Genomic DNA, 24996 nt, shown 5'->3' with positions numbered 1-24996 from the left:
CTCGTCAAACGGGTTCATGCTCATCTTCACATTCGCCAGCTCGACACCCGTACCGTCCGCCTTCACACGCGGCTTCACGTTGTAGTCGATCACTCGCTTCACGCACACAAGCGCTTTCATCTCGATCGTGCCTTTCATGTCGATTTGACCGTCGTGCTAATTCCCGCTTACGTAAACGTCAATGCACGTTTGAGCGGCCGGCGTCATTCCATCTCGAGGATCACCGCATCCACCGCCAGGCTTTCCCCGGCCTTGGCCTGCACGCGCTTGACCTTGCCGCTTTTTTCGGCGCGAAGAATGTTCTCCATCTTCATCGCTTCGACCACTGCCAGGGGCTGGCCGGCCTCCACGCTGTCACCTTCGCCGACATGGAGCGCGACGAGCAGGCCGGGCATAGGGCAAATCAGAAAGCGGGACAGATCGGGCGGTACCTTTTCGATCATGTGCGCGGTGTAGGGCGCCAGCCGTGCCGGCAACACTTGCACATTGTGGACCGCGCCATGGGTCGTGAGCTGGAACCCGCTGCGCGTCGGCCTGACCTTGATGCCCAGTGCCAGGCCGCTCGCTTCGGCTTCCACCAGGCTGTCACCGGGCGTATATTCCATCGCGAGATCGAGCGGCGTGCCATCGACAGTGACGTCGTCGCCATCGAGAACGACCGCGAAAACCTGACTCCCGAGCGTGACCGACCATTCGGACGGCGGGCGCAGGCGCTTGCCGAGCTGCCCATCCACACGCCGCGCGCGGTCGGCGCGGGCGGTTGCGAGAAACGCGGCCACGCCAGCCAGTGCGCGTTGCAGATCGGCCGAAGCGGGCGCGCCGTGAAACCCTTCCGGGTATTCCTCGGCAATGAAGCCGGTGGTCAGTTCGCCCGAGCGGAAGCGGGGGTGCTGCATGATCGCGCTGACGAAATCGATATTGTGGCCAAGGCCTTCGATCTCGAAACGGTCGAGCGCCGCCAGTTGCCGATCGGCTGCCTCGTCGCGGGTCTTGCCCCAAGTGACCAGCTTGGCGATCATCGGATCGTAGAACATCGAGACTTCGCCGCCTTCATAGACGCCGTCGTCGACCCGCACGCCGCCCACCCCGCGCCGCGCATTGCCCGCGCCGTCGTCGGTCCAGCCGGCCAGCGGCGGGCGATAGCGGATCAGGCGCCCGGTCGAAGGAAGAAAGCCGCGATAGGGATCTTCGGCATAGACGCGGTTTTCGATGGCCCAGCCATCGAGCCTTATGTCGTCCTGCGAAAAAGCCAGCTTCTCCCCGGCCGCCACGCGGATCATCTGTTCGACCAGGTCGATCCCGGTGATCGCCTCGGTGACGGGATGTTCCACCTGCAGGCGGGTGTTCATTTCCAGGAAGTAGAAGGACTTTCCGCTCTTGTCCGCGCCCGATACGATGAGTTCCACCGTGCCGGCCGAATAATAGCCAACCGCCCGGGCCAAGGCCACGCACTGTTCGCCCATGGCTTTGCGCATTTCCGGGCTGACGAAAGGCGAGGGCGCTTCTTCCACCACTTTCTGATGGCGGCGCTGGATCGAGCATTCGCGCTCGTTCAGGTAAAGGATATTGCCGTGCTGATCGCCCAGGATCTGAATTTCGATGTGGCGCGGGTTCTCGATGAACTTCTCGATGAAAACGCGATCGTCGCCAAACGAATTGAGGCCCTCGCGCTTCACGCTTTCGAAGCCCTCGCGCACGTCCTTTTCCGAAAAGGCCAGGCGCATGCCCTTGCCGCCGCCGCCGGCCGACGCTTTCATCATCACCGGATAGCCGATGTCGTTGGCGATCTGCACCGCATGTTCGGTATCGGCGATTTCGCCGACGAAGCCCGGTACGACGTTGACCCCGGCGGATCGGGCCAGTTTCTTGGACTCGATCTTGTCGCCCATCGCGGCAATGGCGCCCACCGGCGGGCCAATGAAAGCAATGTTTTCCGCCGCCAGCGCTTCGGCAAAGCTGGTTCGTTCCGACAGGAAGCCGTACCCGGGATGGACCGCTTCGGCCCCGGTCGCCTTGCACGCCGCGATGATCTTTTCGGGAACGAGATAGGATTGCGCGGCAGGTGCCGGGCCGATGTGCACGGCTTCATCAGCCATCTGCACGAAAGGCGCGCGCGCATCGGCATCGGAATAGACGGCGACGGTGGCAATGCCCATGCGGCGCGCCGTCTTGATCACGCGACAGGCAATTTCGCCGCGGTTGGCGATAAGGATTTTCTTGAACATCGTTCTCTCCGATCCCGTCACGCGTCCAGCGGGGGCATGTTGTGTCCCAGAAGACGCAGCATGTCGGCCGCGCATTCCACCACGTTGGAGCCTGGGCCGTAAATGCCCTGAACCCCGGCTTCACGCAGAAAATCATAGTCTTGTGGCGGAATGACACCGCCCGCGACCACTTTGATGTCACCCCGCCCGGCTTCGCGCAGGCGCTGGATCAATTCAGGGATCAGCGTCTTGTGCCCGGCGGCCAGGCTGGAGGCGCCGATGGCATCGACATCGGCGGCAAGCGCCAGAACGCAGGTTTCCTCGGGCGTCTGGAACAAGGGGCCGCTGGTCACGTCGAAACCCATGTCGCCAAAAGCCGACGCGATCACGTTGGCGCCGCGGTCGTGTCCGTCCTGACCCATCTTGGCCACGAGCAGGCGCGGCTTGCGCCCCAGGCGGCGGGTAACGGCGGCAACGCCCTCGATCACCTGGGCGTAGCGGCTGTCGTTTTCATAGGCCGCGCCATAGACGCCCTTGACCGGCGTGGGCACCGTGCCGTGGCGGCCGAACACGGTTTCCATGGCATCGGAAATCTCGCCCAGCGTGGCGCGATGGCGCGCGGCTTCGACGGCGAGCGCGAGAAGGTTGTGCGCAAGATCGGGCAAGGCATCGACGGGTTCGGTGTCCGTTCCGGCCGTTCCGGCGGCGGCGGCCTTGCGCGCCGCTTCGGTCAGGGCGGCAAGCGCGGCCCGGCAGGCGGTTTCATCACGGGCCGCGCGCACGCGATTGATGCGGGCGATCTGCGCTTCGCGTACCGCGTGGTTGTCCACTTCGAGCGTTTCGATGCGGTCTTCCTGCGCCAGCCGGTACTTGTTGACGCCGACGATCACGTCCTCGCCGCGATCCACGCGGGCCTGGCGGGCGGCGGCGGCCTGCTCGATCATCGCCTTGGGCCAGCCGGCGGCTACGGCCTTGGCCATGCCCCCTTCCGCTTCCACGCGCTCGATGATCGCCCAGGCCTCGTCCACCAGCCGGGCGGTCAGCGCTTCGATATAGTACGATCCGCCCAGCGGATCGACCACGTTGCACATGCCCGTTTCTTCCTGGATCACGATCTGGGTGTTGCGGGCAATGCGCGCCGAAAAGTCGGTGGGCAGGGCGATCGCTTCGTCGAGTGCATTGGTATGAAGCGACTGCGTACCACCCAGCATCGCGGCCATGGCCTCGATCGTGGTGCGGATCACGTTGTTGTACGGGTCCTGCTCCTGCAGGCTGACGCCCGATGTCTGGCAATGGGTGCGCAGCATCTTGCTGCGTTCGTCGCGCGCGCCCAGTTGCGTCATGGCGCGATGCCACAGCACGCGCGCCGCGCGCAGTTTGGCCACTTCCATGAAAAAGTTCATGCCGATAGCAAAGAAGAACGACAGCCGTCCGGCGAACTTGTCGATGTCGAGGCCCGAAGCCACGCCATACTTCACGTATTCCATGCCATCGGCGATCGTGAAGGCCAGTTCCTGAACCTGCGTGGCGCCGGCTTCCTGCATGTGATAGCCGGATATGGAAATCGAATTGAACTTGGGCATCTTCGCACTGGTATAGGCAAAGATGTCGGAAATGATCCGCATCGAGGGTTCGGGCGGATAGATATAGGTGTTGCGGACCATGAACTCCTTCAGAATGTCGTTCTGAATGGTTCCGTCCAGTTTTTCGGTCGGCACCCCCTGTTCCTCGCCCGCGACGATGAAGAACGCCAGGATCGGGATCACCGCTCCGTTCATCGTCATCGAGACCGACATTTCGTCAAGCGGAATGCCGTCGAACAGGATTTTCATGTCCTCGACGCTGTCGATCGCCACGCCTGCCTTGCCCACGTCGCCCACCACGCGCGGATGGTCGCTGTCATAGCCGCGGTGGGTCGCCAGATCGAACGCCACGGACAGGCCTTTCTGCCCGGCGGCCAGATTGCGGCGATAGAAGGCGTTGGATTCTTCGGCTGTGGAAAAGCCCGCGTACTGTCGGATCGTCCAGGGCCGGCCGGCATACATGCTGGCGCGCACGCCGCGCGTGAACGGGGCAAACCCGGGCAGGCCCAGATTGGCCTCCATCGCGGCGGTCACGTCTTCGGCGGTGTAAAGCGGCTTGACGGCAATGCCTTCGGGGGTGTGCCAGGTCAGGTCCTTGCCTTTGACTTCCTTGGCCGCAAGGGCCGCCCAGTCTTCAATGCTTGCCACGGGGCGTCTCCATGATTTCCGTCAACTGGCCCAGCATATCCTTCGGATGAAGGAAAAAGATCGGTGTGCCGTGGGCGCCGATGCGGGTGGGGCCGAGAATGCGCTTGCCCTGCGCGGTGAACCAGTCGCGCGCGGCGGCGATATCGTCGACTTCGTAGCACAAATGGTGCTGGCCGCCGGCCGGGTTCTTGGCAAGGAAAGCGGCGATCGGGCTGGTCTTGCCCAAAGGCTCGATCAATTCGATCTGCGTGCCGCTGGTGCCGGCCTCGCCCGGTGTGTTGACGAACGCCACTTTCACGCCTTGCTCGGGCATGTCGAACGGCGTGGTGACAAGCGTGGCGCCCATCACCTCGCGGTAATAGGCGATGGCGTCCTCCATCGAGGGCACCGCCACGCCGACATGGTTCAAACGACCAAGTTTCATGGCCAGCTTCATGGATGTGCCCTTCCTACAGCGGAATGTTGTCGTGCTTTTTCCACGGATTATCGAGTTGCTTGCCGCGCAGCTTGCGTAGGCCCAGAGCAATTCTGCGCCGGGTCGAATGCGGATGAATCACTTCGTCGATGAAGCCCTTGCTGGCCGCCACGAAGGGATTGGCGAACCGGTCTTCGTATTCCTTGGTGCGGGCGGCGATTTCTTCGGGGCCAAGGCCGCGGAAAATGATCTCCACCGCGCCTTTGGCGCCCATGACCGCGATTTCGGCAGTCGGCCAGGCATAATTGAGATCGCCGCGCAGATGCTTGGAGGCCATCACGTCGTAAGCGCCGCCATAGGCCTTGCGGGTGATCACGGTGATCTTGGGCACGGTCGCTTCGCCATAGGCGAAAAGCAGCTTGGCGCCGTGCTTGATGATACCGTTATGCTCTTGCGCTGTTCCGGGCAGGAACCCCGGCACATCGACGAACGTGACGATCGGAATGTCGAACGCGTCGCAGAACCTTACGAAACGCGCGGCTTTCTTCGAAGAATTGATGTCGAGCACGCCGGCCAGCACCAGCGGCTGGTTGGCGACCACGCCGATGGTCCGCCCTTCGATCCGGCCGAAGCCGCAGATGATATTTGCTGCATGGGCGCCCTGGATTTCGAAGAACTCGCCTTCGTCCACCACCTTGGCGATGACTTCGTGCATGTCATAGGGCTGGTTCGCCGACGCGGGCACAAGGGTGTCGAGGCTTTCGTCGAATCGGTCCCACGGGTCCGACGTCGGGCGTTCGGGTACGCCGCTGCGGTTGGTCAGCGGCAGGTAATCGAAGAATTCGCGGGCGGCCAGCAGCGCTTCGATATCGTTTTCCAGGGCCAGATCGGCAACCGACGTCTTGGTGGAGTGCGTCACCGCGCCGCCCAGTTCCTCCTGAGTGACGATCTCGTTGGTCACCGTCTTGACCACGTCGGGCCCGGTGACGAACATGTAGCTCGAATCCTTCACCATGAAAATGAAGTCGGTCATCGCCGGGGAATAGACGGCGCCACCCGCGCAAGGCCCCATGATCAGCGAAAGCTGCGGCACCACGCCCGAAGCGAGCACGTTGCGCTGGAAAATCTCGGCATAGCCGCCCAGCGAGGCCACGCCTTCCTGGATGCGTGCCCCGCCCGAATCGTTGAGGCCGATCACCGGAGCGCCCACTTTCATGGCCATGTCCATGATCTTGCAGATCTTCATCGCGTGGCGTTCGGAAACCGCGCCGCCGAAAACGGTGAAATCCTGGCTGAACACGAAGACCAGGCGGCCGTTGATCGTGCCTGATCCGGTAACCACGCCATCGCCGGGAACGGTGGTGGCCGGCATGCCGAAATCGACGCAGTTGTGTTCGACATAAGCGTCGATTTCTTCGAAGCTGTCTTCATCGAGCAGAATGTCCAGCCGCTCGCGCGCGGTCAGCTTGCCCTTGGCATGCTGTGCATCGATCCGGCGCTGGCCTCCGCCCAGGCGTGCGGCGGCGCGGCGGCGCTCCATCTCGGCAATGTTGGCTGACATGGCATCTCTCGCTTTGCAAGTTTGCAGAATTCCACCCGCGATGCCGCAGCCCGGGGGACCTGTCCAATGTTAATCTGCAAAGTTGCGAAGCGCCGCTTTGCAAACAGCACGACGAATGATAGCGCCAACCCATCATGGCACGCCGTCCTCTCTTCGCCGGCCAACCTTTGCGCGCGCTGCGCCAGCGCCGTGCGCTGCGCCAGGCGGAGATGGCGGCGGCACTGGGCATCAGCGCCAGTTATCTCTCGCAGCTGGAAAACGACGAGCGACCGCTCACGCCGGCGCTGACCGACGCGCTGATGGCGGCGTTTCCGGTCGATTGGGCAGATCTCTCGCCACCCGCGGCCGACGATCTGGCCGAAGCGCTGCGCGGTGCGCTTGCCGATCCGCACCTTTCGGCCAGCCCGCCGGGCGAGCAGGTGGAGCGGCTGGCCCGCCAATTTCCCGATCTGGCGCGCCAGGTGGTGCAATTGCACGGGCTCTATACGCAGACCCGCCAGCGGCTGGACATGATGGACGAAACGATCGGCGCCAGCCTGGCGGCGGGTGGACGCCTGCCGTGGGAGGAAGTGCGCGACTGGTTCCATCATGCCAACAACTATGTCGATGCGCTCGATCGCGGGGCAGAGGATCTGGCGGCGCGGATCGGCCAGGGCGGCGCCTCGCCGGACATCGCCCAGATGCAGCAATGGCTGGCGGGCGAGGGCGTGTCGTTGGTCTGGCGCAGCGGTGGCCCGGTGCGGCGCTATGACGGGCGGACCCGGGTGCTCACGCTCGATTCCACCCAGCCGCCCGAATCCAGCCGGTTCCAGCTGGCCTACCAGGTTTGCGCCATTGCCCTTGCCGACGCCATTGCCGAGATCGTGGCGAGCGCGCCTCTGCGCAGCGAAGCGGCGCGACATCTGCTGGCCGTGGGGCTGGGCAATTATGCCGCGGGCGCGCTGACCATGCCATACCGCGCCTTTGCCCAGGCGGCCCGCGCGTTCCGCCACGATGTCGATCTGCTGCGCCAGCCGTTTCACACCAGTTTCGAGCAGGTGTGCCATCGCCTGTCGACCTTGCAACGCCCGCAGGCACGCGGCGTCCCGGTGTTCTTCTGCCGGGTAGACATGGCCGGCAACGTGACCAAGCGCCATTCGGCCACGCGATTGCAGTTCGGCCGCTATGGCGGCGCCTGTCCGCTGTGGATCGTGCACGAAGCCGTGGCCATTCCCGATCGCATCCACGTGCAACTGGCCGAAATGCCCGATGGCGTCCGCTACGTGTCGATCGCCAAGGGGCTGGTCAAGCCGTCGGGCTCCTACTATCGCCCGTCGCGCCGTTATGCCGTCGCCTTGGGATGCGAGGCATCGCTGGCCAGCGAGTTCGTCTATGCCGACGGTCTCAATCTGGCGAGCGACGACGCGGTGGCGCGCATCGGCGCCTCGTGCCGCACCTGCCCGCGCGATACCTGCGACCAGCGCGCCTTTCCGCCCAGCGATCGCCCGATCGCCGTCGATCCCTTGCAGCGCGACCGCGTGCCTTATCGTATCGTTACCGGGTAATGAGGCTGTCCCGAATCGGGGCAGGGCTCGTTCTCCGTTAACGCGCACCTGTGCATTTTCAGCCTCGCACAGGGACCGCAAAAATAAACGGTCTATCGCAAAAGCCCGAAAACGCAGGCACTTTATCGGTCGGGTCCGATCGCGGGAAGGCATTTGTTAACCATTGTCTGCAACATCTACCAGGGAGATTACGCGGGGGTTTGAGTTATGCGGGCAGATGCCAGGGTCTTGTTGGAGCGGCTGGGCAAAAGCGATTTCCGATACCGGGAATTCGTCGATCGCTTTGCCGATCTCGAAAGCTGGCCCATTTTCGAAGCGCTGCTGCGGGACCCGCGCATCATGCCGCAGGAAGACGTGGCAGCGATCGAAGCGGCCGAGCCGGGCGACAGCCTGCGCCAGCCGGCGCTGAAAGCCCAGCCACGTCCTACCCCGGTGGTTGCCTCCCCGGTCGCTCCGGCCAAGCCGCAGGAAGCCGACCCGGCGCCCAGCCTGTTCGGTCGCTATGGCCGCCCCGAACGCGCGCAGAACATCCGCTCGCTGCTGCAGCGGCTGTCCGACGCCGTCGAGAAGGGAGACGCCTGATGGCTCTTGTCCTGTTCCACAGTCCGCGGGGCGGCACGGGCACCTCGTTCCTGGCCGCAACCGCCGCCATCGCCCTCTCGCGCGCCGGCCGCGATGTGACGGCGCTGGATTTCGCGCAGAACGGCACGCTGCAACTGCATTTCGGGATCGGCCCGGGAGAAGCGCTGCCCGCGTTCGATGCACCGGCCGACGAGGCAGCGAGCGCGTCTGTCCAGGGCGTGGCGCTGCGCAGCGTGGCGGCCATGGCGCGCCAGCCCGATTTTGCCGAAGCGCTGGCCCAGGGTGAGATCGGGTTTGGCGGAGAATCGCTGTTCGTGGCCGACATCGCCAGCGCCGATCAGCATCTGCGCGATCTGCTGCTCCCCTATGCGACGCTGGAGATCTGCCCGCTGACGGCAACCGCCGAATGCCTGATGACGCTGCCCTCGATCACCGACGCGGGCTTTGCCAAGACCTGGTTCGTGGTGAGCCAGGTCGAGGATACCCGCCGCTTTGCCCGCCATTCCGTGGGCTTCCTGCGGGAACTGCTGGGCGATCGCCTGCTGGGCCAGGTGCGCCGCGACGAAGCGGTGATCGAAGCGGGCGCCATGCTGCAGCCCCTGGGCCGTTATGCCCCGCACAGCGGCGCATTGGCCGATACCATCGCGCTGGGCGAAAAGGTTGCCGGGCTTCTCGACGATCTGGTGGAGGAAGACCTCGATATCGAGCTGTTCGACGATGATGCAGCCTCAACCCCCCGTTCCGGAAAGAACCGCGCGGCATGATGGCCCTGGTTCGCAATCCGGCGCAGATCCTGCGCCTGGGCATGTTCGTCCTGCTGGCGCTGACGGCGCTGGTGGTGATCGGCGTGCCGCTCGATCTCAAGCAGCAGTGGATGCTCGCGGGCGGCACGATCGTGGGCATGATGGTGCTGTCGCGGTGGAAGGAGCGCAAGGGTTCGCTGGCGATCGGCATCCTCGCCATCATCACTTCGACCCGCTACATCTTCTGGCGCACCACGCAGACGCTGTCGTTCGGCACGCCGCTGGAATTCCTGTTCGGCACCGGCCTCTACCTGGCGGAACTCTATGCCTGGGTGCTGCTTATCCTGGGCTTTCTGCAGACCATCTGGCCACTGGAGCGCCCCGTGGTCGAAATCGAGGGCGAGCCCGACACCTGGCCGACGGTAGACGTCTATATCCCGACCTATAACGAGAGCCTGGATATCGTCCGCAACACCGTGTTCGCGGCGATGGACATGGATTACCCGCACGACCGCTTCAAGGTGTTCATCCTGGATGACGGCCGCCGCCCCGAATTCCGCGCCTTTGCCCGCGAGGCCGGCTGCGGCTACATCACCCGTGACAACAACCTGCACGCCAAGGCCGGCAATCTCAACGCCGCGATGAAAAAGACCGAAGGCGAACTGATCGCGATCTTCGATTGCGACCACGTGCCCACGCGCGCTTTCCTGCAATTGACGGTGGCCTATTTCCAGAAAGAGGAAAAGCTGGCGCTGATGCAGACGCCGCACTTCTTCTATTCGCCCGATCCAGTGCAGCGCAATCTGGCCACCGCCAAGAACATGCCGGGCGAAGGTGACCTGTTCTACGGCCCGGTGCAGGGCGGCAACGACTTGTGGAACGCCACGTTCTTCTGCGGCTCGTGCGCGGTCATCCGCCGCGAAGCGCTGATGGAAACCAACGGCTTTGCCGGCGAGACCGTGACCGAAGACGCGCATACCGCGCTCAAGCTGCAACGCACCGGCTGGTCCACGGCCTATATCAGCACCCGCCTTTCGGCCGGCTTGGCTACCGAACGCCTGGTGCTGCACATTGGCCAGCGCATTCGCTGGGCGCGCGGCATGACGCAGATCCTGCGCATCGAGAACCCGCTGATGGGTCCTGGCCTCACGTGGCAGCAACGGCTTTGCTATCTCAATGCGATGCTGCACTTCCAGTTTCCGCTGCCGCGCATCTGCTTCCTCACCAGCCCGCTCGCCTATCTGATCTTCGGGCAGAACATCATCGCGGCGTCCGCCTCGCTGATCTTCGCCTATGCCGCGCCGCACCTGTTCTGCTCGCAAGTTACCGCCGAACGCTCGCAGGCGGGCGAACGCCGGCCGTTCTGGGGCGAGGTCTATGAAACGATCCTGGCGTTCCACCTCGTGGCGCCGACGGTGATGACTTGGTTCAAGCCGCGCAAGGGCAAGTTCAACGTGACGGACAAGGGCGATCTGCTCGACCGCACGTTTTTCGACTGGGCCATCGTCAAGCCGCACCTGATCTGCATGGCCCTGATCGTGTTCGGCATCGTGCTGGCGATCGGCAAGCGCGTGTTCTTCCAGCACCTGTTCAACGTGCAGCTCGATACGCTTGTGCTGAACGTGGCCTGGGCGGCCTTCAGCCTCATCATCCTGACAGCCGCCGTTTCGGTGGCGCGGGAAACCCGCCAAGCCCGTCAAACGATCCGGGTGACCGCGGAACTGCCTGTCGCTGTTCATTTTTCATCGGGTCATGTGGTCGATGGCACCACGATCGACATCTCGATGGGCGGGGCCGCGATCGCGCTTCCGGCCGAATTGCCGGTGGGCGATGCCACGGTCACGGATATCGTGCTGGCGATGGGCGATGATCGGCTCGCCGTGCCGGTGGAAACCGTGCGGCGCACGGGTGACCGCGCCTATGTCCGCTATCATACCCTTGACACACTGGGCCAGCGTAGGCTTGTTCGTGCCGTTATGGGACGGGCGGACGCCTGGCAGCGCGCTGCGCCGCCGGAGAGCGTGACTGGTCTGCGTTCGCTGAGGGATATTCTGGTGGTCAATGCCTTGACGATCAAGCGCATGCTTATGCTCAACCGCAGCGAGCGCAAGGCTGCCAGGGAAGAGCAGCGCCGCGCGGCCGAAGCGGCCAAGGCCGCCGCGCGCCTGGCCGAGGAAAAGGCCCATGCCGAAGCCAGGCTGGCCGCCAAGGAGCAAAAGCGCAAGAAGCGCTCGGCCATGGCGGCTGCCGCAGCCTTGTTCCTGGCCTTTTCCGCCAGTGCCGGATTTTTCACGCCGCAGCAGGCGCAGGCCGCGCCCGCTGCCGCGCCGCCCGCGGCGACAGTGGGCGGGAGCGGAGGCGGGGGCATCTCGCACGAGCGGCTGACGCTCAAGGATTTGCGGATCAAGAACGCCGTGCGGCTTCAGAGCACGCGCGGCGAAATTTCGATTCCGTTCGGGGTGCGCAAGAACGCGGTGGTCACCGATGCGTCGATCACGCTGCAACTGGCGTGGTCGCCGGCCCTGCTGGGCGATCTTTCGCAACTGGTCGTGCTGGTGAACGGCGAGGTGGTGCAGATCGTGCCGTTGCGCCCGCAGGATTCGGGCGGCCAGGTGCTGACCCTGCCGATCAACCCCGCACTGTTCCTGCCTGGGGACAACCAGCTCAACCTGCGCCTGATCGGCCATTATGCCCGCGATTGCGAAGATCCGTTCAACTCGGTGCTGTGGGCCAATGTCAGCAACACCCGCTCGTGGCTCGACATCACCACCCAGGCGCTGCCCAACGCGCCCGATCTTTCGCGCCTGCCCGGCCCGTTTTTCGATCGTGCCATCAATACCACGCTCAGGATGCCATTCGTTTTTGCCGGTCAGCCCCGCAAGGGAGAACTCGAGGCAGCGGCGGCCATGGCCGGCTGGCTGGGCAGCATGGCCAGTTATCGCGGCTTTTCGTTCCAGCCGCTTTATGGCCAGATGCCCATGGGCAACGCCATCGCCTTTCTGAAATCGGGGCAGAGCCTGCCCGGGATCGATATGCCGGTAACCGGCGCATCGGCCGCGGTGGTGCGCAATCCGCGCGATCCCTATGGCACGGTGCTGGTGATCATGGGGCGCGACGATGGCGAACTGCGCGTGGCCGCCGCCGCCGTTTCATCGGGGCGCGGCGTGTTCGGCGGGGCCAGGATGAATTTCGACGGCGCCCGCGTGCCGATCTATCCGCGCTATGGCGCGCCGCGCTGGATCACCACCGATCACGCGGTCAAGCTGGGCGAAATCATGGAGCCCTATGCGCTGCAGGGCATCGGCCTGCCCCCAGGCCCGCTCACTGCGCGTTTCCGCGTCGCGCCCGATCTGTTCTTCTGGCCGCGCCAGGGCGGCACGCTCAATCTGGTCTATCGTTATCCCCTGGCCAAGTGGATGGACCGCAAGGCCTCGCGCCTCGACATCTCGATCAACAGCCAGTTCCTCAAGACCCTGCCCCTGGCGGGCAGCTGGTGGAGCGACTGGTTCGGCGCGAAAGGTGCCAAGAGCTTTGACGGATCGGCCAGCCTCACGCTGCCGCGCTATAACCTGTTCGGGCAGAACGACCTGGTTTTCGATTACAATCTGATCCTGGCCGACAAGCAGAAGTGCACCGGCACGCTGCCCGACAACGTGCGCGTGGCGATTGATCCCAGTTCCACCATCGACTTGAGCCACGCCTATCACGCGCTCGAAATGCCCGATCTGGCCACGTTTGCCGGCGCCGGTTATCCGTTTACAATCCGCCCCGACCTGGGCGAGACGACCGTGCTGATGAGCCGCAATCCGACGCCCGCGTCGGTGCAGGCGTTCCTCAACCTGATGGGCCGTTTTGGCGACAGCACGGGGACGCCTCCCACCGGGGTCACCGTCGCCCAGGGCATCGATCCCGATCGCCTGGCCACACAGGACATTCTGGTGATAGGCAGTTCGGCCATTGCCGGGGCAGGGCAGGTCTTTGCCAATGCCCCGCTGCACTGGGATGGCCGCAGCCTGAAAGTGGCGCAGAAAAGCCCGCTGCAATATGTCACCTCGCTCTTTTCCGATCGCGGCTTGACCAACGAGGCCGATGTCGAGCCGATGATCCACGCGGCGCGGGGGTTTGCCGGGATCGTCAGCTTCCAGTCGCCCTATGCCTCCGATCGCACCGTGGTGGCGCTGGTGGCCGATGATGCCGCCGATCTGCCGCCGCTGGTCGATGGCATGGCCGACGCCAAGATCAACGCGCAGATTCAGGGCGATCTTTCGGTTATCACCGGTGATGGCATGGCAAGTTTTGCCATTGGTTCAACCTATTGGGTCGGCAGTCTGCCGATCTGGATGAAAGTTGCGTTCTGGTTCAGTCAACGCCCCTTGCTCATGGCGGTCGGTACGCTCATCCTGGCACTGGGGCTTACCGGCCCGATCTATGTCTATTTCCGCCGCCAGGCCCGCCTGCGCCTGGGTGCCAAGGATGAATGATATGTCCGCGCCCTTCAGTTCCCGACATGCCGCCGTTGCCGTTCTTCTGGCCACGGCGGCCTCCGCAGCGCTGCCGCAGGTGGCATTTGCCGAAGTGCCCGGGGTCAAGGCTCTGATCGCACAGGGGCTATACTGGAAAGCCAAGGGGCGTCAGGATCTGGCCGAGCAGGCGCTGCGCCGTGCCTTGGCACTCGACCCCGGCAACGCCGAAGCGCGCCGTGCGTTGTCTGGCGCTGCCCCGGCCCCGGCGGCCAGAGTGGCCGCCGCGCCCAAAGCCCAGCCCCAGCCCCAGCCCCAGTCCCAGGGCCAGCGCAGGCCGCAACCACGGCCAGCACCCCGGCCGGCTCCGCAAGTGGCGCAAAGTGCGCCGGCCCCGGCGGCCGCGCCACGCCTTCGCCCCGCCGATGCGGCCGGGCGGCAGCGCATGGCCGGCTTCGATGCGCTGGACGACAACAACCTGGACGCGGCGGCCAGCCGCTTTCAAAAGGCGCTGGGCGTCAATCGCAATGATGGCGATGCACTGGGCGGCCTTGGCATCGTGCGTCTGCGGCAAAGCCGTTTCGGCGAAGCGCGCGACCTGCTTGAGCAGGCGTCCCGCCAGCCCAATCCAGGCCGCTGGGCCGAGGCCCTGGCCGCTGCCCGGTTCTATGCCGGCATGGACGAGGCACGCACCCTGATGGCGCGTGGACAGACCGATCAGGCCCAGGCCGCGGCAGAAGCGCTGGTGCGGTCGGGCTTCGCCCAGCCGGGGCCGGCGCTGGAACTGCTGGCCGATATCTATGAACGTCAGGGTCGCTTTGCCGATGCGGCCGATTTCTATCGCCAGGCGGCCGAAAGCGCCGATGCGCGGGGCGGCGTCCAGACCGATCAGCGCCTGCAGAGCCGCGCCGCGCGCGGCCGCGCTCTCGCGGCGCTTGCACGCGGGGACGATCTCACCGCCGAACAGGAATTTCAGGGCGGGCTGATGCTGGATCAGAACGATCCGTGGATCCGCTATGAATTTGCCCGTTTCCTCGTGCGCCATGGGCGCAGCATCGAGGCGGAATCGCTGATCGGAACACTGACTCAGTCGAGCGATCCCGACGCGCTCTATGCCGCCGCGCTGATCGATTCCGATCTTGGCCGCAAAGCTGCGGCCGAAGCGCTGATCGACCGCATTCCCGAAACGCAGCGCACCCCGGCGATGCGCAACTTCGCGCTTGGCGTGAAAACCGACAGCGCCATCGAGCGTGCCAAGGCGATGGCCGGAAGCGGCCAGCGCGAACAGGCCGTGTCTGCGCTGCGCCAATTGGGCGCGATCAAGACGCTGCCCGCGGCAAGGCGCGCCGCGATTGCCAGTGCCCTGTTCGATCTGGGCGATGGCGCAGGCGCCGCGCAATATGCCCAGGCGGCGATGAGCGGGGACATTGCCGATCTCGATGGCTATGATGCGGTCGTGCGCGTGCTGGCCAAGACCGGGCGCGACGATCTGGCGCGCGCCGCCCTGCAAAAGGCGGCGGCGCTTGGCAACACCTCGCCCGAAGGCCAGCGCACGCTGGCGCGCATGTCGGCCGGGCTGGCCGTCGGCCAGGCCGATCGCCTGCGGCTCAGCGGCCAGTATGCACAGGCGTTCGACGTGCTGCGCGGCGCCTGGGGTTCCGCGCCCGACAATCTGGAAATCCTGGCTGCGCTGGCCCGGCTCTATCAATCGGGCGGGATGGCCGCCCGCGCGGCGCAGACGTTCCAGATCGTTCTGACGCGTGACGGGCGCAACCGCGATGCCTTGCTGGGCCTGGCGCAGACCGCCCAGGCCGCGGGCGACAAGGATTTGTCGCAAAGCGCTGCGACGCGTGCTCTCCAGGCGTTCCCCCAGGATTATCAGGTGCGCCTGACTCTGGCCCAGGTGGCGCAGGCGCGCGGCGATCGCGCCGCCGCGGTGCGCCTGCTCAAGGAAGCGCGCGCGCTCTATGCGCGGCAAAGCGGCAGCAATGGCATCGATGCGTTCGGCGGCAATCCCTTTGCGGCCGATCCGATGGGCAGTGCCAGTGGCAATCCGTTCCGCGATCAGCCGGCGATGCAGGCCCAGCAACAGGTCAATCCCTTCGCGCTCGGCAACGGCACCCGGCTGCCCAGTGCGCAAGTGATGCCGATGGCCAATTTCGCCGCGCCGTCCGCCTATGCCGCCCCAGCCAGCTATGGCGCGCCGGCCTATGGCAACCCTCAGGCCTATCCCGCCCCCGCCGGGCAGGGCGGCATCGCGCGATCGGTGATGGACGGAGGCCAGGGTGGCTATGCCAATCCCGGCCAGGCGCCCTATGCCGCGCCCAATGGTTACGCCGCGCCGAATGCTTATTCAGCACCGGGCGGCTATAGCGCGGGGGGTGCGCTGCCCGCCCCGGCTTATGGCGGATCGCCGTTCGGCACCGCGCCGGCGCCGCAGCCTGCGTCCCCGTTCGGCGATGCGGCCGCTCCGCTTGCCACCGGCGGGCCGATTGACCCGGTGATGGCCAAGATTTCGGGCGACATCGCCCAGCTTACGCGCGAAAGCGGCCCGCGCATCGATCTGGCCACGTCCTATCGCGAGCGCAAGGGCGAGACCGGCCTGTCGCAATTGAGCGACCTGCGCGGATCGGCCGAGATTTCCACGGGGCTGGCAGGCGGCCGGGTCCGGGCGCGGGTCGAAGCGGTCGTGATCGATGCTGGCCGGCCCACCGGATCGGGCCTTGCCCGCTTCGGCACGAATGCCACCGAAGAGGCACAGGCCATCGTCGACGAGAGAGCGTCCGCGCTCGCCCAGGCCGATACCCAGCATCGTTCGGGCGTGGGCTTGACCGTCGGCTATGACAGCGGCGTGGTGCATGCCGATGTCGGCACCACGCCGATCGGCATGGGGAAAACCCGCGTTTCGTTCCGTGCCGGGGTCACGCCCGGGCTGGGCAACGGAGCGCAGGCCCAGGCCTGGGTGGAGCGCCGCCCGGTGACCGACAGTGTGATTTCCTATGCCGGCACGCGCGATCCCGTCACCGGGATGACCTGGGGCCACGTGATGCGCGAAGGCGTGGGGGGCGGCCTTTCGGTCGATCGCAACGGCAGCGGCGCTTATGGCACGGTGGCGCTCAACCGCTATCGCGGGATCAACGTGAGCAACAACCGGAGCGTCGAAGCCAACGCGGGCGGCTATCTGCGCGTCTATCGCGGCGAGCATTCGGCGCTCACCAGCGGGATCAACGTCAACTACCAGTCTTACGACAACACGCAGAACTATTTCACCTATGGGCATGGCGGCTATTTCAGCCCGCAAAGCTTCCTTTCGGTCAGCTTCCCCATCCGCTACAGTCTGGACAAGGACAAGCTGAGCGCGCGCGCGGCCTTTACGCCGGGTTATCAGAGCTACAACGAGAACGAGGTTGCGCTTTATCCCACCGACGCGGCGCGCCAGGCAACGCTCGATACGCTGAAGTCGCAGAACAGCGACGTGCGGGCCCGCTATGACAGTCTCAGCAAGACCGGCTTTGCGCTTACGGCCGAGGGTTCGCTCTATTATCAGGTCAGCCCTTCCACCCGCATCGGCGGCGAGGCCAGTTACAATACCTTTGGCAGCTATGAAGAGCTTCGCTCGACCATCGGCATACGCCAAAGCCTGGGAGCAACCAAATGATGTTCGAGGAACCGAAAACGCCGCGCGTGTCCGGCGCGTTCCGGGCAAGCCCTCCGGCCGGCGCCAGTTTTCTGGTGGCGATGATCGCCCGCGAACTGGCCATGGCCGCCACCCCGGACCAGAGCCACGGCTTCTATGCCGCGGTGGGCCGCCGCATGGCCGCCGTCGTTCCGCTTGACGATGTCGAAGACCTGGGCACGATGACCGCGCGCATCAACGCGCTGTGGGCTTCGCTCGGCTGGGGCAGCGCGGTGGTGACCGTGGAAGACAGTGCGCTGGTCGTGCGCCATGAAGGGCTCTATCCCGAAACCGATGCGGAAATCGCCGAACCGTGGAAAGACCTGCTGCCGGCCTTGATGGAAGGCACGTATGATAGCTGGTTCCGGATGATGGGCAGCAGCCACGCGCTTGCCACCACTGCGGAATGGAAAGGACCGATGCTTGAAATCCGGCATGGACGCTGAGCCTGCGCACGGAATTGCCGATGGCGGCGTCGATCGGCGCGGGTTCGGCTTCGGGCTGATGGTGGCCTTGACGGCGGCCTGCGCCCCGGGCCGCAAGAGCCAGGCAATGACCGACAACGGCAAATGGGAAACGTTCAAGGCGCGCTTTCTCGATCCGTCGGGCCGGATCGTCGATCCGCAGAACGGCGGCATCAGCCACAGCGAGGGGCAGAGCTATGGCCTGGTCCTGGCGCTGGACGTGGGCGACAGGCCCGCGTTCGAACGGATCGCGGAGTGGACCAGCGAAAACCTGCTGCGCAGTGATGTCGCGTTGCACGCGTGGAAGTACGATCCCGCCGGCCCGGATCACGTGCCCGATCGCAACAATGCCACCGATGGCGATATCCTGATCGCCTGGGCGCTGGCCCGTGCGGCAAAGCGCTGGCAAGTGCCGGCGTGGCGCGCGCGATCGGATGCGATCCGCCGTGCCATCCGGCAACGCCTGGTGGTCGATCGTTTCGGCATGAAGCTGCTGTTGCCGGGGCTTGAGGGATTTCAGGACAACGGCCGGGTCATCGTCAATCCGTCCTATTTCATCTGGCCGGCCTTTCGCAGCTTTGCCCAGTGGGACGGGCCGGGCGTGTGGCAGGCACTGGCGGACGATGCCACCACGATCGTTGCCCAGTCGCGGTTCGGCCAGTTCGGCTTGCCGGCCGACTGGGTGGAAGTGGCCGGCCCCAATCAATTCGCGCCGGCGCCGGGGCGCGATCCGCGTTTCGGCTTCGATGCCATTCGCGTGCCGCTCTATGCCCTGGCTGACAAGCGCGCCAGCCTGGCCAAGCCGGTTGCCGATTTCTGGCGGCAGTGCCTGGCCCAGGGCCAGCCGATTCCGGCGTGGATCGATCTCGATACCGGCCAGCGCGCGCCCTATGCCATTTCCAACGGCGGCGCGGCGATTGCGGCCAGGCTGATCGGTACGCGCCCGCCTCTCGGCCTGGCGCAGGAATACTATGGCGCCGCGCTGCAAATGCTGGTCGAGTCATTGACGTAACATTTGAAACAATTGCGGATGGGCTTGCCAAGCGGAACCGGCGAGCCCACTTTGCCGCGGATGACCGATGAAGAAATCAACCGCCAGCTCGTCAATCGTAAGTTCTACAAGGCCGAGCAGGAAGCCGGGTTCGCGCAAAGCCACCCCAAGACCACACCCCAGCAACAGGACCCGGCCTATCGCCTCGCTTTTGGCGATACTGACTTCCTCCTGCGCGAGGAACTGCGCCCCGTGCGCTTCCAGCTGGAACTGCTCAAGGCCGAAATGCTGCTGGAAGAGGCCGATATCGGCTCAACCCTGGTGATCTACGGGTCGGCGCGCATCCCCGCGCCCGAAGCCGCCGAGGCCGCCCTTGCCACCGCCACCACGCCCGAACGCAAGGCGGTGATCGAACGCCTGGTTGCCAAATCGAAGTATTACGAAGAAGCTCGCAAGCTTGCCCGCTATGCCTCCACCTGCGGCGTGGTCGAGGAAGGCAAGCGTCAGTTTGTGGTCTGCTCGGGCGGCGGCCCCTCGATCATGGAAGCGGCCAATCGCGGCGCGGTGGATGTGGGCGCCGATTCGATCGGGCTCAACATCGTCCTGCCGCACGAACAGGCGCCCAATCCCTATGTGACCCCGCACCTGTCGTTCCAGTTCCATTATTTCGCGCTGCGTAAAATGCATTTCCTGATGCGCGCGCGCGCGGTCGCGGTCTTCCCTGGCGGCTTTGGCACGTTCGACGAATTCTTCGAATTGCTGACGCTGATCCAGACCGGCAAGATGAAGCCGATCCCGGTGCTGCTGTTCGGGGGCGATTACTGGAGCAAAGTCGTCAACTTTCGGGCCATTGCCGAAGAGGGCGTGATCAATTTCGAGGATCTCAACCTGTTCAAGCCCGTTGAAACCGCCGAAGAAGCCTGGGCCGAGATCGTCCGGTTCTATGAACTGGAGCCAGGCCCGGACGCCTGATCGCCGCTCAGGTTCCTGACCGCATGATGCCCCATTGGGCCGTGCCCGGCGCCAAGGCCGGGCGCGGCCAGCAGGGCGGCGCGCACGAACATTCGCGCCTGTTCCACCGCCTGTTCAAGAGCGGCGCCGCGCCCCAGATGAGTAGCGATCGCGCTCGATAGCGTGCAGCCGGTGCCGTGGCTGTGGCGCGTGACGATGCGCGGGGATTGCCACAGGCGCGGCAGCCGGCCCGGCACGATCAGGCGATCCTCCACCAGCGGCCCATCGGCATCGCCGCCCTTGGCCAGATAGGCGATGCCACGTCGCGCCATTGCCGCGTCCCCGCCAAGCGCAGCCAGTTCGGGCACGTTGGGCGTGGTCAGCGTGGCAAGCGCCATCAGCCGTTCGAACGCGGCGATCGTTTCGGCATCGGCCAGCGCCGCGCCGCTGGTGGCGATCATCACCGGATCGAACACCACCGGCACGCCAAGGCCTTGCAATCGGTCGGCCACGACCGCCGCAATCGCGGGTGATCCCAGCATGCCGATCTTGACAGCGTCGACGCCGATATCGCCGATGCATGCATCGATCTGGGCTGCCACCATCGCCGGGTCGGCCAGCGCCACCGCTGTCACGCCCAAAGTGTTCTGCGCGGTCAGCGCGCAGATCGCGGTCATGGCAAAGCCGCCCAGCATCGTGATGGTCTTGATATCGGCCTGGATGCCCGCGCCGCCGCCGGAATCCGAGCCGGCGATGGAAAGGATGCGCGGTGGGCGGGCGCTCATCGGCCGTTCCTCAAGCCAGCAGGAACAGGATGCCCACCGCGGTCATTGCCGCAGTGGCCAGCCAGCCCAACGCCGCCAGCGGGCGGGAAATCACCAGATGGCCCATCGCCCGCGGATTGCGGGCGATCAACATGGTCACCACCATCAGCGGCGGCGCCAGCAGCCCGTTGATCACCGCCGTCCAATAGAGCGCGCGCATCGGGTTGATGTTCAGGAAATCGAGGCTCAGGCCTGCAAACGTGGCAAGGGCGATGGCGGCGTAAAACGCGCGGGCTTCGCGCGGCGCGCGGTCCAGCCCTTCGTTCCAGCGCAAGGCTTCGCTTACCGCATAGGCTGCCGATCCGGCCAGCACGGGCACGGCCAGCAGCCCGGTGCCGATAATCCCCAGGGCGAAAAGGGCGAAGGCGAAATCGCCGGCGAACGGGCGCAAGGCCATGGCCGCCTGATCGGCCGAAGTGATGTCGAACACGCCATGTGCGTGCAGCGTCACGGCCGTGGCGATGACGATGGCTTGCGCGGTCAGGTTGGAAAAACCCATGCCGACCAGCGTATCGGTATCGATGCGGCGCAATTCCGGCCCGGCGCGGCGCGGCGCCATGAACAGCGGCCGCAAACGCCGGCGGCGCTGTTCCTCCACTTCCTGCCCAGCCTGCCAGAAAAACAGATAGGGGCTGATCGTGGTGCCAAGCAAGGCCACCAGGCCCATGGCGTGATCCCGATCCAGCCGGAACGCCGGCACGGCCATGCCATGCAGCACGGCACCCCAGTTCACCGGCGTCGCGCCCAGCACGGCGATATAGGCGAACAGGGAAAGCGTCGTCCATTTGAGCACGCTGGCATAGCGGGCATAGGGCACGAAGACCTCGGCCGTGACGCTCAGCAAGGCAAAGCCGACAGTATAGAGCAGCACCGGGCCGGGCAGCAGGAGATGCAACGCAGCCGCCATGGCGCCCAGGTCTGCGCCCAGGTTGATGACATTGGCGACCAGCAGCAGCGCCACGATGCTGCGCAACAGCCATGCCGGATAGTGCCGCCGCAAGTTGGCGGCAATGCCGCGCCCGGTGGTGGCGCCGATGCGGGCGCAGATCGCCTGGATGGCCGCCAGCAGCGGAAACGAAAAGACCATGGCCCACGACAGGGAAAAACCGAATTGCGCGCCCACCTGGCTATAGGTGCCGATGCCGCTGGGATCATCGTCGGCCGCCCCGGTGATCAGCCCTGGCCCCAGGGCGGCAAGGAAGCCGCGGTTCTCGTCCTTTTCGGGCGCGGCATCGGTCATGGTCGCGGGCCGGGCGCGGGCGCAACTTTACCCGTGCCGAAAGCGTCCAGCACGCGTGCCTCCATCTCTGCGCGGGGCAAGCCGGCGGGAATGATCGTGCCGATCACATAACGGATCGTGCCGCGCCGTTTCCACCGACGATGATAGAGCGCGCCGCTGTGGACCGCGACGGGCACCACCGGCAGGGCCAGCAGCTTGTAAAGCCCGGCAAAACCCGATTGCAGCGGATAGCGCTGGCCAGCCGGCACGCGGGTGCCTTCGGGAAAGATCACCAGGGGGCGGCCCTGGGCAATCCGCGCGCGCGCCTCGCTCAGCATCTTGCGCAGGGTTTTCGCGCCCGCCTCGCGCTCGACCTCGATCAGGCCATAGGTCAGCCCGGCGCGGCCCCACACCGGGATGCGGATCAATTCCGTCTTGGCGAACACGCAGGGGCGATGCAGCAGTTGCGGCAAATCGATTGCCTCGAAAAAGCTTTCGTGGCGAAAGGCATAGAGAACGCCTTCGCGCGGCCAGACACCTTCCACTTCGATCGTGATCCCCAGAACATGGCGCACCAGGGCGCGGTGCAGCGCGGTCCACGCCTGGACAACGGCAAAAACGCTGCGCGGCGCCAGCGGCAGCAACGCCGCCTGGATCAGCAGCAGAATGATCGTGCTGCCATAGAACATGGCATAGAAAAGCAGGCTGCGCGCGATTTCCCCGGGGGTAGGAGAGCGTTCGTCCACGATAATGTCACCATCCCGCCAGCCACGCCAGGATGCGGGCCAGCAGCTTGTTGTATTCAAGGAACAGAATTTTCAGGCTCGGCCGCGACGGAACGGCGTCCCGCACGATTACCAGCCCGCGGGGCGCCACCACCCAGACATCGAACGTCGCACGGCGCATGTGCCAGTCGGTGGTGACCAGCCGTACCGAACGGATCCTGTGCCGCGCCATCCAGTCGGTTGCTTCACGCGCGTTGGACCGCGTATCCACCGAATCGAAGCCCAGCGTGATGCAGCAAGCGAGCTGGGCACGCCGCACGTTGTATTCCGCGGCGAATTCCGCGGGGCGCACCTGACGGTCGACGCCGCTGACCAGAAGCGTGCGCGCTTTGCCGGCCTGCAATATCGCCAGCGCGCGCGGAATGCGTCCGCCACCCCCGGTCAGCACCACAATGCCGTCGGTATGGGTGGTATCGGGCGCGGGCTGCGGCAGCAACCAGGCGAACCACAGGAAGCCAAGAGCCCACAGCAGCACCATCGTGGCGCTCAATCGACGGAAAAGGCCCGGCGGCTTTCTCATGGCTTTGGCGTTCCGGTCGAAGCTGGCATGGCGAAAGCCGCTATCATACCATGCGCCGCAGCGCAGCAAGCACGGTAAGGCGCGCTGTCACCATTACCAGCAGGACCCCGGCGATCGGAATGGCGGCCAGCACCATCCAGTCGGTCCAGGCCAGCGAACCTTGCGCCACCATGCCCGATCCCAATGCGGAAAACTGCCGCCCCAGACCCAGCACGGTCACCACGCCCGCCACAAGGCCCACCACACCGCCCATCGCCGCGTCCGTGGCCATCGAGCGCTGGAAGACGCGGGCGATCTGCACGTCGGTGGCGCCCAGCATGTGCACGATCTCGATCGTTTCGCGGTGCGTTCCCAGCGCATTGCGTGCGGCCAGCAACACCGCCGAAACCGTGGCGAAGGCAAACAGGGCGATAAGGCCGCCCGCAGCCCATTGCAGCGCGCCGATCGCGCGAAACACCGGCGCCAGCCAGCTTGACTGCGCATCCACCCGCGCCGCCGGTGCCCGGGCCACGATCGCCGCGCGCAGGGCATCGAGCCGGGCGGGCGTTGCCGTGCCTGTCAGGCGCACGTCGATCAGCGCGGGAATCGGCAGATCGTCAAGATCATCGCCCGCCCGCACGCCCAGCCAGGGTTCGACCAGGGCATTGAGCTGGTCTTGCGGCACGGCCGCTGCGTGCGCCACGCCCGGCGCATTGTCCAGCACCCCGAGTGCGGCCTTGACTTGGCGCTGCCGCGCGGCCGGCGCGGCCGAAACGATCTGCACCGTCACCCCGCCTTCCAGATCGGCGCTGGCGGCCTGGGCGGCATGGCGCAGCGCAAGGGCGCTCGCCGCGGCCACCACTGTCAGGGCGATCATGATCGCGATCACCCAGGGCATGGGGCCCGACAGGCGCGCTTCGGGCAAGAGCCGGGATTCGCCCTCGCCGCCCAGTGCGCGCAAAGTGCGGGGGAGGGCGGCGGCCATCTGTTTGACGGCAGGCCGCTTCATGGCAGCCGTGCTCCACCAGGCAGGCCCGCCGTGGCCTCGCCCGTGTCGAACTGCCGCCGCGGCGGATAGCGCAAGGCGCCGGTGGGATCGGCCAGCTTGCCCTTGTCCAGCCGCATGATCAGCGAATCCGGCACTTTGCGGATCAGATGCAGATCGTGCGTCGCCACGACTACGGTGGTCCCAAGGCGGTTGAGGCTTTCGAACAGGCGCAACAGCTTGATCGCCATTTCCGGGTCGACGTTGCCGGTCGGCTCGTCCGCCACCAGGATGTCGGGCCGGGCAATGACGGCGCGGGCAATGGCCACGCGCTGCTGCTCCCCGCCGGAAAGAGTGGCGGGGCGGGCCTGGAACCGGTCGCCCAGCCCGACCCATTCCAGCATGTCGGAAACGGGCTTGGCGATATCCCTTTCGCTTTGCCCGGCAACGCGCAGCGGCAGGGCGACGTTGTCCCAGGCCGAAAGGTGCGGGACCAGGCGAAAGTCTTGAAACACCACGCCGATGCGGCGCCTGAACCCGGGCAGACGCTCGCGCGGGAGCGTGATGGCGTCAGTGCCGAACATGCGGATCATCCCGCGCGAAGGGCGTTGCGCCAGATAGAGCAGCTTGAGCAGGCTGGTCTTGCCCGCGCCGCTGGCGCCCGTCAGGAAATAGAAGCAGCCCGGATAAAGCGTGAACGAGACGTCGGCCAGCACTTCACGGCCGGCGCCATACCGCAGCCCGACATTGTCGAACTGGACGATTTCGGCGGCGGACTGGTTCATGGAAGGAAGTTCGAGCCCCGTTCGCGTGGTTGGTCGTGCGCGTGCCTTCGTACCGTCTCGGTGCGGGGCCGTTTGCC

At 65.6% G+C, this 24996-nt stretch carries 18 protein-coding genes and 1 pseudogene; 8 read left to right on the top strand and 11 right to left on the bottom strand.

Going from position 1 to position 24996, the window contains the following annotated elements; all coding sequences use genetic code 11:
• The 5 genes and pseudogenes from AC3EDY_RS07325 to AC3EDY_RS07305 all read right to left on the bottom strand — a co-directional run.
• A pseudogene (locus AC3EDY_RS07325) lies at nt 1-120 on the bottom strand (electron transfer flavoprotein subunit beta/FixA family protein); the annotation flags it as partial.
• A gap of 83 nt (nt 121-203) precedes the next feature.
• On the bottom strand, nt 204-2225 hold the full coding sequence (locus AC3EDY_RS07320) for an ATP-binding protein (RefSeq protein ID WP_488571819.1): 2022 nt from the start codon (nt 2223-2225) through the stop codon (nt 204-206).
• Nucleotides 2226-2242: 17 nt separating this feature from the next.
• The gene (gene scpA, locus AC3EDY_RS07315; protein WP_488571818.1) at nt 2243-4435 is read right to left on the bottom strand and encodes a methylmalonyl-CoA mutase; all 2193 of its coding nucleotides are present in this window, start codon (nt 4433-4435) and stop codon (nt 2243-2245) included.
• The gene (mce, locus tag AC3EDY_RS07310; RefSeq protein WP_488571833.1) at nt 4422-4859 is read right to left on the bottom strand and encodes a methylmalonyl-CoA epimerase; all 438 of its coding nucleotides are present in this window, start codon (nt 4857-4859) and stop codon (nt 4422-4424) included. Before mce ends, scpA begins: the two co-directional genes overlap by 14 nt.
• Nucleotides 4860-4884: 25 nt before the next feature.
• Nucleotides 4885-6411 carry an acyl-CoA carboxylase subunit beta gene (locus AC3EDY_RS07305; RefSeq protein WP_488571817.1) on the bottom strand — a complete coding sequence of 509 codons (1527 nt, stop codon included), beginning with the start codon at nt 6409-6411 and terminating at the stop codon, nt 4885-4887.
• A gap of 134 nt (nt 6412-6545) precedes the next feature.
• Between AC3EDY_RS07305 and AC3EDY_RS07300 the strand changes: the two genes are divergently transcribed.
• From AC3EDY_RS07300 to AC3EDY_RS07265, 8 genes are all read left to right on the top strand, one after another.
• Nucleotides 6546-7955: a helix-turn-helix domain-containing protein gene (locus AC3EDY_RS07300; RefSeq protein WP_488571816.1), complete on the top strand. Its 1410-nt coding sequence runs from the start codon at nt 6546-6548 to the stop codon at nt 7953-7955.
• A gap of 207 nt (nt 7956-8162) precedes the next feature.
• A complete protein-coding gene (locus AC3EDY_RS07295) occupies nt 8163-8537 on the top strand; it encodes a hypothetical protein (protein WP_488571815.1) in 375 nt (124 codons plus the stop codon).
• Complete coding sequence (locus tag AC3EDY_RS07290; protein WP_488571814.1) at nt 8537-9301, top strand: cellulose synthase operon protein YhjQ/BcsQ; 765 nt, start codon at nt 8537-8539, stop codon at nt 9299-9301. Before AC3EDY_RS07295 ends, AC3EDY_RS07290 begins: the two co-directional genes overlap by 1 nt.
• Nucleotides 9301-13761, top strand: coding sequence for a UDP-forming cellulose synthase catalytic subunit (gene bcsA, locus AC3EDY_RS07285; protein WP_488571832.1), 4461 nt, complete (start codon nt 9301-9303; stop codon nt 13759-13761). Before AC3EDY_RS07290 ends, bcsA begins: the two co-directional genes overlap by 1 nt.
• A gap of 1 nt (nt 13762) precedes the next feature.
• Nucleotides 13763-17398 (top strand): cellulose biosynthesis protein BcsC, encoded by a 3636-nt coding sequence (locus AC3EDY_RS07280; RefSeq protein WP_488571813.1) that lies wholly within the window; start codon nt 13763-13765, stop codon nt 17396-17398.
• A complete protein-coding gene (gene bcsD / locus AC3EDY_RS07275) occupies nt 17395-17862 on the top strand; it encodes a cellulose biosynthesis protein BcsD (protein WP_488571812.1) in 468 nt (155 codons plus the stop codon). Before AC3EDY_RS07280 ends, bcsD begins: the two co-directional genes overlap by 4 nt.
• Nucleotides 17852-18892 carry a family 8 glycosyl hydrolase gene (locus tag AC3EDY_RS07270; RefSeq protein ID WP_488571811.1) on the top strand — a complete coding sequence of 347 codons (1041 nt, stop codon included), beginning with the start codon at nt 17852-17854 and terminating at the stop codon, nt 18890-18892. Before bcsD ends, AC3EDY_RS07270 begins: the two co-directional genes overlap by 11 nt.
• A 60-nt stretch (nt 18893-18952) precedes the next feature.
• Entirely contained in the window at nt 18953-19843 is an 891-nt protein-coding gene (locus AC3EDY_RS07265; protein ID WP_488571810.1) for an LOG family protein, read from the top strand.
• Here AC3EDY_RS07265 and thiD read toward each other — a convergent pair.
• The 6 genes from thiD to ftsE are packed head-to-tail and all read right to left on the bottom strand — an operon-like array spanning nt 19813 to nt 24919.
• Entirely contained in the window at nt 19813-20607 is a 795-nt protein-coding gene (thiD, locus tag AC3EDY_RS07260; RefSeq protein WP_488571809.1) for a bifunctional hydroxymethylpyrimidine kinase/phosphomethylpyrimidine kinase, read from the bottom strand. The genes AC3EDY_RS07265 and thiD overlap by 31 nt on opposite strands.
• 10 nt (nt 20608-20617) lie before the next feature.
• The gene (locus tag AC3EDY_RS07255) at nt 20618-21886 is read right to left on the bottom strand and encodes an NRAMP family divalent metal transporter (RefSeq protein WP_488571808.1); all 1269 of its coding nucleotides are present in this window, start codon (nt 21884-21886) and stop codon (nt 20618-20620) included.
• The gene (locus AC3EDY_RS07250; RefSeq protein WP_488571807.1) at nt 21883-22611 is read right to left on the bottom strand and encodes a lysophospholipid acyltransferase family protein; all 729 of its coding nucleotides are present in this window, start codon (nt 22609-22611) and stop codon (nt 21883-21885) included. Before AC3EDY_RS07250 ends, AC3EDY_RS07255 begins: the two co-directional genes overlap by 4 nt.
• Before the next feature lie 7 nt (nt 22612-22618).
• A complete protein-coding gene (locus AC3EDY_RS07245; RefSeq protein ID WP_488571806.1) occupies nt 22619-23170 on the bottom strand; it encodes a YdcF family protein in 552 nt (183 codons plus the stop codon).
• A 43-nt stretch (nt 23171-23213) separates the two neighbouring features.
• Nucleotides 23214-24158: a cell division protein FtsX gene (locus AC3EDY_RS07240; protein ID WP_488571805.1), complete on the bottom strand. Its 945-nt coding sequence runs from the start codon at nt 24156-24158 to the stop codon at nt 23214-23216.
• Nucleotides 24155-24919 (bottom strand): cell division ATP-binding protein FtsE, encoded by a 765-nt coding sequence (gene ftsE / locus AC3EDY_RS07235; protein WP_488571804.1) that lies wholly within the window; start codon nt 24917-24919, stop codon nt 24155-24157. Before ftsE ends, AC3EDY_RS07240 begins: the two co-directional genes overlap by 4 nt.
• Between the last annotated feature and the right edge of the window lie 77 nt (nt 24920-24996).

This window comes from Novosphingobium sp. DS6-6 (genome assembly GCF_057784975.1).
The sequence above is the reverse complement of the archived record's forward strand: the minus strand, read 5'-3'. Positions and strand labels throughout refer to the sequence as shown.